Here is a 12,697-nt window from a genome sequence, read left to right as displayed (position 1 = left end):
CGCTTTTAATTACGGAACTGATTTCATGATGAAAAAATCGATATGCTGCGCGCTGCTGCTGACAGCTTCTTTCTCCACGTTTGCCGCCGCAAAAACAGAACAACAAATTGCCGATATCGTTAACCGCACCATCACACCGCTGATGCAGGAGCAGGCAATTCCGGGTATGGCCGTTGCGATTATCTATCAGGGGAAACCTTATTACTTTACCTGGGGTAAAGCCGATATCGCCAATAACCGTCCAGTCACGCAACAAACGCTGTTTGAACTCGGATCGGTCAGTAAAACGTTCAACGGTGTGCTGGGCGGCGATGCTATCGCCCGCGGCGAAATTAAGCTCAGCGATCCGGTCACGCAGTACTGGCCTGAACTGACTGGTAAGCAGTGGCAGGGTATCAGCCTGCTGCACTTAGCCACCTACACGGCAGGCGGCCTGCCGCTTCAGGTTCCGGACGACGTTACGGATAAAGCCGCGTTACTACGCTTTTATCAAAACTGGCAGCCGCAATGGGCCCCAGGCGCTAAACGTCTTTATGCTAACTCCAGCATTGGTCTGTTTGGCGCCCTGGCAGTGAAACCCTCAGGCATGAGCTACGAAGAGGCGATGTCCAAACGCGTCCTGCACCCCTTAAAACTGGCGCATACCTGGATTACGGTTCCGCAGAGCGAACAAAAAGATTATGCCTGGGGTTATCGCGAAGGAAAGCCAGTGCATGTATCCCCTGGCCAACTTGATGCCGAAGCCTACGGGGTGAAATCGAGCGTTATCGATATGACCCGTTGGGTTCAGGCCAACATGGACGCCAGCCAGGTTCAGGAGAAAACGCTCCAGCATGGCATCGAGCTTGCGCAGTCACGTTACTGGCGTATTGGCGATATGTACCAGGGCCTGGGCTGGGAGATGCTGAACTGGCCGGTGAAGGCCGACTCGATAATTAGCGGTAGCGACAGCAAAGTGGCACTGGCAGCGCTTCCTGCCGTTGAGGTAAACCCGCCCGCGCCTGCCGTGAAAGCCTCATGGGTGCATAAAACGGGCTCCACTGGCGGATTCGGCAGCTATGTTGCTTTCGTTCCAGAAAAAAACCTTGGCATCGTGATGCTGGCAAACAAAAGCTACCCAAACCCTGTTCGCGTCGAGGCCGCCTGGCGCATTCTTGAAAAACTGCAGTAACGGACAAGGAGGCCCTGGATATCGGGCTTCCTTTCTTTCTCTTTTTTTCCTGCTGTCATCTACACTTAACAAAAATCCAGCAAGGAAAATCCCATGCGCATTCTGCCCGTCGTTGCTGCAGTTACGGCTGCATTTCTGGTTGTCGCTTGCAGCACCCCAACACCACCGAAAGGTGTTACCGTAGTAAATAACTTTGATGCCACACGCTATCTGGGCACCTGGTATGAAATTGCGCGTTTCGACCATCGATTCGAGCGCGGACTGGAAAAAGTGACTGCTACCTACAGCCTGCGCGACGACGGCGGTATCAATGTTATTAACAAGGGCTATAACCCGGACAGAGGAATGTGGCAGAAAACGGAGGGGAAAGCCTACTTCACTGGCGACCCAAACCGCGCTGCGCTCAAGGTCTCGTTTTTTGGCCCCTTCTATGGCGGGTATAACGTGATTGCCCTCGACAGGGAATATCGTCACGCGCTGGTTTGCGGGCCGGATCGCGACTACCTGTGGATCCTTTCACGGACCCCTACTATTTCAGATGAAATGAAACAGCAAATGCTGGCCATCGCGACCCGGGAAGGGTTTGAGGTGAATAAGCTGATTTGGGTAAAACAGCCTGGCGCTTAGTGGGTGCTCAGCTTGAGGCCAATAATACCGGCCACAATCAGCCCGAGGCTCAGTAACCGCGCCGGGCTGGCAGATTCACCCAGCAGCAGAATCCCTGTAATGGCCGCCCCGACTGCGCCGATACCGGTCCATACGGCATAGGCGGTTCCTACAGGCAACGTACGCATTGCCCAGGAGAGCATGGCGATACTGACGATCATTGCCACAATAGTGATAATGCTTGGCGTCAAACGCGTAAAACCGTGGGTATATTTCAGGCCAATCGCCCAGACAACTTCGAGCAGACCTGCAATTAATAAAACGATCCAGGACATATCAGGCTCCAGAACAATGGGGCCGTCCCCGGTGAAAGAAGCGTTTGCAGGTCGTCCTGCAAAGCTGATGTGTGAAATGGCATTTTTTCCCGAGAGAAAATGAATTTCAACCTTTTTATTCACTGCCCGCTAAAAGCAAGAATTAAGCATAATTAGCGGCGTAGTTCCCGCATTTGGCACTCATGGAGTTCTCTATGATGAAGGGCTTTCTGAATCCGGAAAGTCGATTGCCTCTCTTCTGAATGCGAAAAGGTTATGCTTAAAATTTTAGTGATTGACCGGTGCCACTTTACCCGCACAGGGATTGAGGCCTTGCTTAATCATTCTGGCAGGTTCAGCTCCTCATTTCTTGTGTCAGGGATCAATAATCTCCTGTTAGCAAAAGAGCATATTTTGCAGTGGAAGCCGCATCTGGTGATCGCGGATTTATACAGTTTTATTAGCGAGACGCATACCAGTCCGCCAATTAAACCCTTTTTCATGAGCTGCGGCGTCATCCCGCTGATTTTACTGCAATCAGTTGAAAGACAGCACACCTCAATTGCTTCCTCTCAATCCGTCGCCTATTCGGTCTTAACCAAGCACACCACGCTGAACGCGCTCTCACACACGATTCAGGAGGCGCTACAGCTTCGCCCCACATTAGAAATAGCCGAAAACGCGACTCCGCTGCTTACGCCGCAGGAGGAGAAAGTATTGTCAATGTGGATGGATGGTGTGAGTAACAATGCGATAGCCGCCGCACTCAGCATTCATGGCAAGACGGTCTACACCTATAAACGGAATATCCGCATGAAACTGCACATGGGGAACCGCTTCTCACCGTTTCTCTCACTCCCCGGGAAGGGGAATTAACGGTACGACGTGACGTCGTACCGTTCATGATTATTGTTGAGCTTTTGTCGCTGCACCAGAGATTGCGCTACCGCCCTCAGAGATATCCTGCCCAACACCTTTCGTGGTATTGCACGCAGTCAACACTGAAGAAAGAACCAACACAGAAAAGATCGCAGCAATTGTCTTTTTAACCATAACGTCTTCCTTTTCTAGCCAATATTGTTTGTGTATAGCTCATTAATAATAGACAAGATCCGGAAGTGTGATGGATAAACAACCGTTTTTAAGACTATGAGAGAGTGTTAGCTGGCGGCGTGAGAGATTGAATTGCCAAGATGTTTGATGTCTTCACCGAAGCCGCGCGCGGTATTACAACCCGCCAGGAGAGTGCTGGTGAAAAGGATGAGCATTACAAGACTGAGAAGACGTTTCATCATTCCTGCCCTGGAAAAAGTATGGCGCAGCAACCTGCGCCATAAGATCAAATAGATATCTTATTTTACGCGAGAAACGTATTCGCCTGAGCGAGTATCCACTTTGATCACTTCACCGATCTGTACGAACAGCGGAACTTTAACGACTGCGCCAGTAGACAGAGTAGCCGGTTTGCCGCCAGTACCAGCGGTATCGCCTTTCAGACCTGGGTCAGTTTCAACGACTTCCAGCTCAACGAAGTTTGGCGGAGTCACGGAGATCGGCTGACCGTTCCACAGGGTCACGATGCATTCAGCCTGGTCCAGCAGCCATTTAGCGTTATCGCCTACCGCTTTCTCGTCTGCAGCCAGCTGTTCGAAAGTGGTGTTATTCATAAAGTGCCAGAACTCACCGTCGCTATACAGGAAGGTCAGGTTCATGTCGGCTACGTCTGCGCCTTCAGCGGAGTCTGTAGACTTGAAGGTTTTCTCTACGCGAGTACCGGTCAGCAGGCGACGCAGCTTAACGCGCGCAAATGCCTGGCCTTTACCTGGTTTAACGAATTCGCTGGCTTCAACCGCATAAGGTTCGCCGTCCAACATGATTTTAAGACCAGCACGAAAATCGTTGCTATAGTACGTTGCCATAAGGCCCTCTGAAAATTGTTAACTGGTAGCTAAGCCACAAAATGGCGCATATTGTAACCCTAAATACCCCATCCAGAGAAGATTGGTTATCGCAACTTGCCGATGTTGTGACCGATCCTGATGAACTTCTGCATCTTTTGAATATAGACGCAGATGAAAAACTGTTGGCCGGACGCGACGCGAGACGACTTTTCGCCCTGCGCGTACCGCGCGCCTTTATTGCTCGTATGGAAAAAGGCAATCCGGACGATCCGCTTTTGCGTCAGGTACTTACTTCCCAGGAAGAGTTTGTTGCTGCACCTGGCTACTCGACCGATCCGCTGGAAGAACAGCACAGCGTGGTCCCCGGTTTGCTGCATAAATATCGCAACCGGGCGCTGTTGTTGGTTAAAGGCGGTTGCGCGGTAAATTGTCGCTATTGCTTCCGCCGACACTTCCCGTATGCCGAAAACCAGGGCAATAAGCGCAACTGGCAGGTCGCCCTGGACTACATTAGCGCGCATCCTGAGCTGGATGAGATTATCTTCTCCGGTGGTGATCCGCTAATGGCCAAGGACCATGAACTGGACTGGTTACTCACGCAACTGGAAGCCATCCCGCACATTAAGCGTCTGCGCATTCACAGCCGTTTGCCGATTGTGATCCCCGCGCGCATTACTGAAGGACTGGCCCAGCGCTTTGCGCATTCCTCCCTGCAGGTTCTGCTGGTCAACCACATTAACCACGCCAATGAGGTCGATGAGGCGTTTCACCAGGCGATGGTCCGACTGCGTACCGCTGGCGTCACGCTACTCAACCAAAGCGTTTTGCTGCGTGGCGTGAACGATAACGCACAAACGCTGGCGAACCTGAGCAACACTCTGTTTGATGCGGGGGTGATGCCCTATTACCTGCACGTACTGGACAAAGTGCAAGGTGCCGCCCACTTTATGGTCAGCGACGATGAGGCACGTCACATTATGCGTGAACTGCTGACGTTGGTTTCCGGCTATATGGTCCCCAAACTGGCGCGTGAAATTGGCGGAGAGCCAAGTAAAACGCCGTTGGATCTGCAACTACGCCAACAATAACCATTATTGAGTGTCCGATTTCGGACACTCACCACGATTACTTATTATTTAAATCCTCACAAGTGGAGCCACGCTTTTAATCTGTGCTATTTTAATTAGCGCTATAAAGTCATTAATTCATAATTTGTATAATCAGAGCAAAATCCAGAATATTAATAAATATATGGTTAGGGAGAACCTTTTATGGCTATAAGTATTAAGGGCATTAATACCGGTGTTATTCGTCAAAAGAATGAATTTATTGCTTTAGCATTAAAGATAAAAGAACCAAGGAATAAAGCGTCGTTATTTTTTCTTTCTCCGCTTGGGCTAAGAGATCTGCTTATCGCCCTGGAAAGCAGGCTATCCGTCAAACATCAGCTTAGCGAAGAAGAGCATGCGCAATATGAGAAGGAATGCGATAAAGTCAGCCAAAAGATGCACGAAAATATTCCTTTAATTCAGGAAGATGAGCTAAAAAATGCCGACATTAATCGTCGCATAAATTCGCTGATGTTAGTGGATGACAAAGGCGAAAACTTAACATTTTCTCTGACACTGCATGATGGACAAACGTGTGAATTACTGATTAATGAACTACAGATTCGGGTGCTGATCCATGCTGTTATTCATGCAATAAATAATGCTGGCATGCGGGAATTAGCGCTACGAATTACATCGCTGCTGGATTTCCTGCCGCTGTACGATGTTGATTGCCAAGAAAACGACAATCTGGAATACGACTCTTATACGCACCCAGAATGGAAACAAAGCCTGTTTAATCATTATCTGGCGATTATTTACCGCTATACAGATGATCAAGGAAAAGCCCAGTTCTGTGGTTCGGTAGTAAAAACTCGCGCCACTTCCGGCAGCAAAGAGGCCGAAGCCATTACTCGCCGTCTTCTCGATTTCAGCCCACGGCTGAAAAAGCTTGCTGGTGTACCGTGCCAGGTGTTTGTCAGAACGTTGACGGGTGATAAGGCGCAAAAGCTCAATCAGGATCAGTGCCTGCGCGCGCTGCATCATTTACGCGCTCAGTCTGTGCATAACGCTCAAAATGCCTGATGTCGCTGCGCTTATCAGGCCGACGAATTTGTATCGTAGGCCTGATAAGACGTTTTAGCGTCGCCATCCTGCATCAACAGCATTTATCAATTTGGGCACTTATAAACCTGTCCGGTCATTTCACTGGCAGTAGGAACAAAGCTGGACAGCATTCCCTGTGATGGGCTGCTGACGCCATAAATCACGTTACCACCCATTGCCGCAGCCTGGTTACGCAGATCGTTTGCTGCGCCACGCATAGAGCCACCCTCTTCGCCGTGCTGGCCAGAAAGCCAGTTGCTTTGCGTACCGGTTGCAGTGCCAATCAGTTGACACTCTGCGCCAGGCTTCTCTTCGACGAAGCGTACGCTTTGCCCGGCTGAACTCAGTTCGTTGCTGGAGCTACAACCCGCCATCAGTAGCGCGGCACCAACGATCCCTGCTAAATATTTCACGTGCATGTCATTCCCCATAATCAATGAGCTGGACGTTATGTCCGTAGCTGAATCATATACTAAAAAGATGACCAAAAGAAAAACCCCCGGACATTTCTGCCCGAGGGTTTCTCATTTTTCGCGAGATACGTATTTAATCAAATAATTCAAGTTGCAGACAGGCGGCAGGTTCATGAATCCCCCAGTGCTTACATGAGTAAGTGACTGGGGTAAACGAACGCAGCCAATGAACCTGCGGTTTGAAGTATGAAGATTAAATTACATCATGCCGCCCATTCCACCCATGCCGCCCATACCACCAGCAGCACCTAAGTCAGGCGCATCGCCTTTCGGCAGGTCAGTAACCATGCACTCGGTGGTGATCATCAGACCCGCAACAGAAGCCGCGTACTGCAGAGCTGAACGCGTTACTTTGGTTGGATCCAGGATACCCATGTCGATCATGTTACCGTATTCTTCAGTTGCAGCGTTGTAACCGTAGTTACCGTCACCCGCTTTCACGGTGTTAGCCACTACAGACGGCTCTTCGCCGCAGTTCAGTACGATTTGACGCAGCGGAGATTCCATTGCGCGCAGCGCAACTTTGATACCTACGTTCTGGTCTTCGTTCTGACCTTTCAGACCGGCAATTTTAGACGCTACGCGAATCAGCGCAACACCACCACCAGCAACCACACCTTCTTCTACCGCAGCACGGGTCGCGTGCAGGGCATCTTCAACGCGGGCTTTCTTCTCTTTCATTTCAACTTCAGTCGCAGCACCAACTTTGATAACCGCAACGCCGCCTGCCAGTTTCGCTACGCGCTCCTGCAGTTTTTCACGGTCGTAGTCGGAAGTTGCTTCTTCGATCTGCTGACGAATCTGAGTCACGCGACCCTGGATTGCAGCTTCGTCACCCACGCCATCAATGATGGTGGTGGTGTCTTTGTTGATAACAACGCGTTTCGCCTGACCCAGATCTTCCAGAGTTGCTTTTTCCAGCTCCATACCGATCTCTTCAGAGATAACGGTACCACCGGTCAGGGTAGCGATATCCTGCAGCATCGCTTTACGACGGTCGCCGAAGCCAGGCGCTTTAACCGCCGCGACTTTCACGATACCGCGCATGGTGTTAACAACCAGAGTTGCCAGCGCTTCGCCTTCAACATCTTCAGCGATGATCAGCAGTGGTTTACCGGCTTTTGCTACTGCTTCCAGCACCGGCAGCATTTCGCGGATGTTGGAGATTTTCTTGTCAGCCAGCAGGATGAACGGGCTTTCCAGTTCTACTGCGCCAGTTTCCGGCTTGTTGATGAAGTAAGGAGACAGGTAACCACGGTCGAACTGCATACCTTCAACCACGTCCAGTTCGTCCTGCAGACCGGTACCGTCTTCAACGGTGATCACGCCTTCTTTACCGACTTTGTCCATCGCTTCAGCGATCAGTTTACCTACGGTTTCGTCGGAGTTAGCGGAGATAGTACCAACCTGAGCAATCGCTTTAGAGTCAGAGCACGGTACGGACAGTGCTTTCAGTTCTTCAACGGCAGCAGCGACAGCTTTGTCGATACCACGTTTCAGATCCATCGGGTTCATGCCCGCAGCAACGGCTTTCAGACCTTCAGTGATGATGGACTGCGCCAGTACGGTTGCGGTGGTGGTACCGTCGCCTGCAGCGTCGTTCGCTTTAGAGGCAACTTCTTTCACCATCTGCGCCCCCATGTTTTCGAACTTGTCTTCCAGTTCGATTTCACGGGCTACGGAAACACCATCTTTAGTGATGGTCGGTGCACCGAAAGATTTATCCAGAACTACGTTACGGCCTTTTGGACCGAGGGTAACTTTCACTGCATCTGCCAGTACGTTTACGCCGCGCAGCATTTTCACACGAGCGTCGTTACCGAATTTTACGTCTTTAGCTGCCATTTTCTCTTTCCCTTAAATTCGTATGTTCAGTGTCGTTCGCGGATTAGGCTTCAACAATTGCCAGGATGTCACTTTCAGACATGATCAACACTTCTTCATTGTCGATCTTCTCAGATTTAACACCGTAACCATCGTTGAAAATAACGATATCGCCGACTTTAACGTCCAGCGGCTGTACGGTACCGTTGTCCAGGATGCGGCCCTTACCGACAGCGATGATTTCGCCACGAGTTGATTTACCTGCTGCAGAACCGGTCAGTACGATGCCGCCAGCAGATTTAGATTCAACTTCTTTACGTTTGACGATCACACGATCATGTAACGGACGAATACTCATTGATAGCTCTCCTTTGAGAAAGTCTTTATCAGTTATGGGTGACGCCGGCCCGTGAACGGTTTCCCGGCTAGTGACCAGAGAAATGGGGATGGGGCTTTGTACCTTCAAGGGGGCAAGCGAAAAAAAATTTATATCAGCATAAAATTCCGTCAAAACGCCGACGCGCATCACATTTTATAACGATTTCAGTCACGTCGTCATAAGCAAATACGATTGTGATACCATCAAAAATCTGCGCTGTAGCCCGGTCAATGGGCATAACCGGATAACAACTTATGAGCGGACTGAAACAAGAGCTGGGACTGGCTCAGGGCATTGGCCTGTTGTCGACATCATTGCTAGGTACAGGCGTTTTCGCCGTCCCTGCGCTAGCCGCGCTGGTGGCTGGCAACAACAGCCTGTGGGCCTGGCCGGTGCTGATTGTTTTAGTCTTTCCCGTGGCGATTGTCTTTGCCGTACTGGGTCGTCATTTTCCCAGCGCGGGTGGCGTGGCGCATTTTGTTGGTATGGCCTTTGGCTCACGCCTGGAGCACGTCACCGGATGGCTATTTTTGTCGGTGATTCCCGTCGGCTTGCCTGCGGCATTACATATTGCCGCCGGATTTGGTCAGGCGATGTTTGGCTGGCATGACGAACAGCTTCTGTTGGCAGAGCTCGGTACGCTGGCATTGGTTTGGTATATAGGCTCCCACGGTGCCAGCTCTAGCGCTAATCTGCAAACGGTCATTGCCGGATTGATTGTTGCCCTCATTGTCGCCATCTGGTGGGCAGGCGATGTGAAACCTGGCGAAATCCCCTTCCCTGCGATAACCGAGATTGAGCTCCCCGGACTGTTCGCCGCGCTGTCGGTGATGTTCTGGTGTTTTGTTGGCCTTGAAGCGTTTGCCCATCTGGCATCTGAATTCAAAAACCCGGAGCGGGATTTCCCGCGCGCGCTGATGATCGGCCTGCTGCTTGCGGGCTCTGTTTATTGGGCATGCACCGTCGTCGTGCTTCATTTTGGCGCCTACGGTGAGCAAATGGCGGCGGCGGCATCACTGCCAGAGATCGTCGTGCAGTTATTTGGCGTACAGGCACTGTGGGTCGCCTGCATCATTGGTTATCTGGCCTGTTTTGCCAGTCTCAACATTTATATTCAAAGCTTCGCCCGGCTGGTCTGGTCGCAAGCGCAATATAAGCCGGAAAGTCATCTGGCGCGTCTGTCTCCCCGTCACCTTCCGCGCAATGCGCTAAACGCCGTATTGGGCTGCTGCGTGATCAGTACGTTGTGCATCTATATGCTGAAAATCAATCTCGATGCTTTAATCGTCTATGCTAACGGCATCTTTATTATGATTTATTTGCTGTGCATGCTGGCGGGATGTCGATTACTGAAAGGGCATTATCGCATGCTGGCGGTCATTGGCGGTCTACTGTGTCTGCTGCTGTTGGCAATGGTTGGCTGGAAGAGCCTGTATGCGCTGATTATGTTGGCAGGGCTGTGGCTATTTTTACCCCGCAGGCCGGATAAGGCGACGTTGACGCCGTCATCCGGCAGATAAGCATTTTGCCGGATGGTGCTCACGCTTATCCGGCCCGCATACTGATGCTTAATCCCGAGGATCGTCTTTATGATCAATACGGTTGCGATCGTCGTCTTTGCGCTGAAATTCGCCATCAAAGGTCTCACCGCCACCGGTTCCGGCGCTGAAACCACCGCCCGGCATACGCGAAAAACGCAAATGCGGAAGCAGTTTCATCGTCAGATGTTTTTGCACCGGGGGTAATAAAAGAAGAAGACCGAGGAAATCGGTGAAAAAACCGGGCAGTACCAACAGCAGACCAGCAATGATCAGCGACACGCTCTTGATCATTTCTGCAGCCGGACTTTCACCAGCCGCCATTTTTTGTTGCATCAGTAAAAAGTTTTTAAATCCCTGGTTACGAACCAGAGACATACCGATAACCGACGTAAAAATAACCAAAATCAGCGTCATCAGGACACCCAGGACATGGGCAACCTGAATAAAAATAGATATCTCTATGTAAACATAGAGAAAAATGGCAAGTAATGGTATCCAGCGCAAAGGGTTCTCCTGTCAATAACAGTCGTTTTTTTCAACGCCTGTCCGATGAATTATGTGACTCGCATCAATTAGATGTTGAGGTGGTTAGCAAAATTTCAAGTCGCTTGTACACTTATTTTTAGTATTAATCCTAAAGGGGTGATCCATTTCACAGAATAATAAATAAGGGGTAAATTCCACGCTTTAAGTGATCCAGATTACGGTAGAAATCCTGAACCAGCATATGATCTCGAGTATCAGACCGATGCAGGGGATAATCGTCGGTCGAGAAACAATCGAAATCACATATATCCTGTGTGTTTAGTCAAATCATTGGCAGCTTGAAAAAGAAGGTTCACATGTTAAACAACATTCGTATCGAAGAAGACTTGTTGGGTACCAGGGAAGTTCCAGCGGACGCCTACTACGGTGTTCACACTCTGAGAGCGATTGAAAACTTCTACATTAGCAACAACAAAATCAGCGACATTCCTGAATTTGTTCGCGGTATGGTAATGGTTAAAAAGGCAGCGGCAATGGCCAACAAAGAGCTGCAAACCATTCCTAAGAGTGTGGCAAATGCCATCATCGCGGCGTGTGATGAAGTCCTGAATAACGGAAAATGCATGGATCAATTCCCGGTAGATGTTTACCAGGGTGGTGCGGGTACCTCCGTCAACATGAACACCAACGAAGTGCTGGCCAATATCGGTCTGGAACTGATGGGTCACCAGAAAGGTGAATATCAGTACCTGAACCCGAACGACCACGTTAACAAATGTCAGTCTACCAACGACGCTTACCCAACTGGCTTCCGTATCGCGGTATACGCATCCATCATCAAACTGATCGATGCCCTGAACCAGCTGCGTGAAGGCTTCGAACAAAAAGCTGTTGAATTCCAGGACATCCTGAAAATGGGCCGTACCCAGCTGCAGGATGCTGTACCGATGACCCTCGGTCAGGAATTCCATGCTTTCAGCGTACTGTTGAAAGAAGAAGTGAAAAACATTAGTCGTACCGCTGAGCTGCTGCTGGAAGTTAACCTCGGTGCAACTGCAATCGGTACTGGTCTGAACACGCCGAAAGAATACTCCCCGCTGGCAGTACAGAAACTGGCTGAAGTCACTGGCTTCGCCTGTGTTCCGGCAGAAGACCTGATTGAAGCAACTTCTGACTGCGGCGCATACGTTATGGTTCACGGCGCACTGAAACGTCTGGCTGTTAAGATGTCCAAAATCTGTAACGACCTGCGTTTGCTCTCCTCTGGCCCACGTGCTGGTCTGAACGAGATCAACCTGCCGGAACTGCAGGCTGGTTCTTCTATCATGCCAGCAAAAGTGAACCCAGTTGTTCCAGAAGTCGTAAACCAGGTTTGCTTTAAAGTCATCGGTAACGACATCACCGTTACTATGGCATCTGAAGCTGGTCAGCTGCAGCTGAACGTAATGGAGCCGGTCATTGGCCAGGCAATGTTTGAATCCATTCACATTCTGAGCAATGCTTGCTACAACCTGCTGGAAAAATGCGTTAGTGGTATCACTGCTAACAAAGAAGTCTGTGAAGCGTTTGTATTCAACTCCATCGGCATCGTTACTTACCTCAACCCGTTCATCGGTCACCACAACGGCGACATCGTCGGTAAAATTTGTGCCGAAACCGGTAAGAGCGTACGTGAAGTTGTCCTGGAACGCGGTCTGTTGACCGAGTCTGAACTGGACGATATCTTCTCTGCACAGAACCTGATGCACCCTGCTTATAAAGCAAAACGTTATACTGATGAAAGCGAACAGTAATCGTGTAGGGTAGTACCGGAGAAGGCACGTCATGATGACGTGCCTTTTTTCTT

Annotated in this window: 15 protein-coding genes; 7 read left to right on the top strand and 8 right to left on the bottom strand. The window is 50.2% G+C overall.

Going from position 1 to position 12,697, the window contains the following annotated elements; genetic code table 11:
- The first annotated feature begins 25 nt into the window (after positions 1 to 25).
- Both blaCMY and WC7_RS23440 read left to right on the top strand, forming a co-directional pair.
- The gene (gene blaCMY, locus WC7_RS23435) at positions 26 to 1,171 is read left to right on the top strand and encodes a CMY-2 family class C beta-lactamase (RefSeq protein WP_016151399.1); all 1,146 of its coding nucleotides are present in this window, start codon (positions 26 to 28) and stop codon (positions 1,169 to 1,171) included.
- A 93-nt stretch (positions 1,172 to 1,264) separates the two neighbouring features.
- A complete protein-coding gene (locus tag WC7_RS23440; protein WP_016151398.1) occupies positions 1,265 to 1,798 on the top strand; it encodes a lipocalin family protein in 534 nt (177 codons plus the stop codon).
- On the opposite strand, the gene sugE is transcribed toward WC7_RS23440, so the two are convergent.
- Positions 1,795 to 2,112, bottom strand: a complete 318-nt coding sequence (gene sugE, locus WC7_RS23445) for a quaternary ammonium compound efflux SMR transporter SugE (protein WP_016151397.1) — start codon at positions 2,110 to 2,112, stop codon at positions 1,795 to 1,797. The genes WC7_RS23440 and sugE overlap by 4 nt on opposite strands.
- Positions 2,113 to 2,367: 255 nt before the next feature.
- Between sugE and WC7_RS23450 the strand changes: the two genes are divergently transcribed.
- Positions 2,368 to 2,967 (top strand): LuxR C-terminal-related transcriptional regulator, encoded by a 600-nt coding sequence (locus tag WC7_RS23450; protein WP_016151396.1) that lies wholly within the window; start codon positions 2,368 to 2,370, stop codon positions 2,965 to 2,967.
- A gap of 30 nt (positions 2,968 to 2,997) precedes the next feature.
- Here the strand turns inward: WC7_RS23450 and ecnB are convergent, their stop codons facing one another.
- The 3 genes from ecnB to efp all read right to left on the bottom strand — a co-directional run bounded on the left by ecnB (position 2,998) and on the right by efp (position 4,010).
- Positions 2,998 to 3,144, bottom strand: a complete 147-nt coding sequence (ecnB, locus tag WC7_RS23455) for a lipoprotein toxin entericidin B (RefSeq protein ID WP_016151395.1) — start codon at positions 3,142 to 3,144, stop codon at positions 2,998 to 3,000.
- A 107-nt stretch (positions 3,145 to 3,251) separates the two neighbouring features.
- Positions 3,252 to 3,386, bottom strand: a complete 135-nt coding sequence (ecnA, locus tag WC7_RS23460; protein ID WP_016151394.1) for a lipoprotein antitoxin entericidin A — start codon at positions 3,384 to 3,386, stop codon at positions 3,252 to 3,254.
- Positions 3,387 to 3,443: 57 nt separating this feature from the next.
- Entirely contained in the window at positions 3,444 to 4,010 is a 567-nt protein-coding gene (gene efp / locus WC7_RS23465) for an elongation factor P (RefSeq protein WP_003025478.1), read from the bottom strand.
- A 41-nt stretch (positions 4,011 to 4,051) separates the two neighbouring features.
- Here efp and epmB point away from each other — a divergent pair, with 41 nt between their 5' ends.
- Both epmB and yjeJ read left to right on the top strand, forming a co-directional pair.
- Positions 4,052 to 5,080, top strand: a complete 1,029-nt coding sequence (epmB, locus tag WC7_RS23470) for an EF-P beta-lysylation protein EpmB (protein WP_016151393.1) — start codon at positions 4,052 to 4,054, stop codon at positions 5,078 to 5,080.
- Between the two features lie 183 nt (positions 5,081 to 5,263).
- A complete protein-coding gene (gene yjeJ, locus WC7_RS23475; RefSeq protein ID WP_016151392.1) occupies positions 5,264 to 6,127 on the top strand; it encodes a YjeJ family protein in 864 nt (287 codons plus the stop codon).
- A gap of 86 nt (positions 6,128 to 6,213) precedes the next feature.
- Here the strand turns inward: yjeJ and WC7_RS23480 are convergent, their stop codons facing one another.
- The 3 genes from WC7_RS23480 to WC7_RS23490 form a co-directional block, all read right to left on the bottom strand.
- Entirely contained in the window at positions 6,214 to 6,567 is a 354-nt protein-coding gene (locus tag WC7_RS23480) for a DUF4156 domain-containing protein (RefSeq protein ID WP_016151391.1), read from the bottom strand.
- A 252-nt stretch (positions 6,568 to 6,819) separates the two neighbouring features.
- The gene (groL, locus tag WC7_RS23485; RefSeq protein ID WP_003025464.1) at positions 6,820 to 8,466 is read right to left on the bottom strand and encodes a chaperonin GroEL; all 1,647 of its coding nucleotides are present in this window, start codon (positions 8,464 to 8,466) and stop codon (positions 6,820 to 6,822) included.
- Positions 8,467 to 8,509: 43 nt separating this feature from the next.
- Positions 8,510 to 8,803, bottom strand: coding sequence for a co-chaperone GroES (locus tag WC7_RS23490; RefSeq protein ID WP_000027827.1), 294 nt, complete (start codon positions 8,801 to 8,803; stop codon positions 8,510 to 8,512).
- A gap of 275 nt (positions 8,804 to 9,078) precedes the next feature.
- On the opposite strand from WC7_RS23490, the gene yjeH reads away from it, so the two are divergent.
- Positions 9,079 to 10,344 (top strand): L-methionine/branched-chain amino acid transporter, encoded by a 1,266-nt coding sequence (gene yjeH, locus WC7_RS23495; protein WP_016151390.1) that lies wholly within the window; start codon positions 9,079 to 9,081, stop codon positions 10,342 to 10,344.
- 48 nt (positions 10,345 to 10,392) lie between these two features.
- Here yjeH and WC7_RS23500 read toward each other — a convergent pair whose 3' ends face one another.
- Positions 10,393 to 10,869 (bottom strand): FxsA family protein, encoded by a 477-nt coding sequence (locus WC7_RS23500; protein WP_016151389.1) that lies wholly within the window; start codon positions 10,867 to 10,869, stop codon positions 10,393 to 10,395.
- A 338-nt stretch (positions 10,870 to 11,207) separates the two neighbouring features.
- On the opposite strand from WC7_RS23500, the gene aspA reads away from it, so the two are divergent.
- On the top strand, positions 11,208 to 12,644 hold the full coding sequence (gene aspA / locus WC7_RS23505) for an aspartate ammonia-lyase (protein WP_016151388.1): 1,437 nt from the start codon (positions 11,208 to 11,210) through the stop codon (positions 12,642 to 12,644).
- The last annotated feature ends 53 nt before the right edge of the window (positions 12,645 to 12,697 follow it).

It is taken from the genome of Citrobacter sp. KTE151 (assembly GCF_000398845.1).
Classification (GTDB): domain Bacteria; phylum Pseudomonadota; class Gammaproteobacteria; order Enterobacterales; family Enterobacteriaceae; genus Citrobacter; species Citrobacter braakii.
The sequence above is the reverse complement of the archived record's forward strand: the minus strand, read 5'-3'. Positions and strand labels throughout refer to the sequence as shown.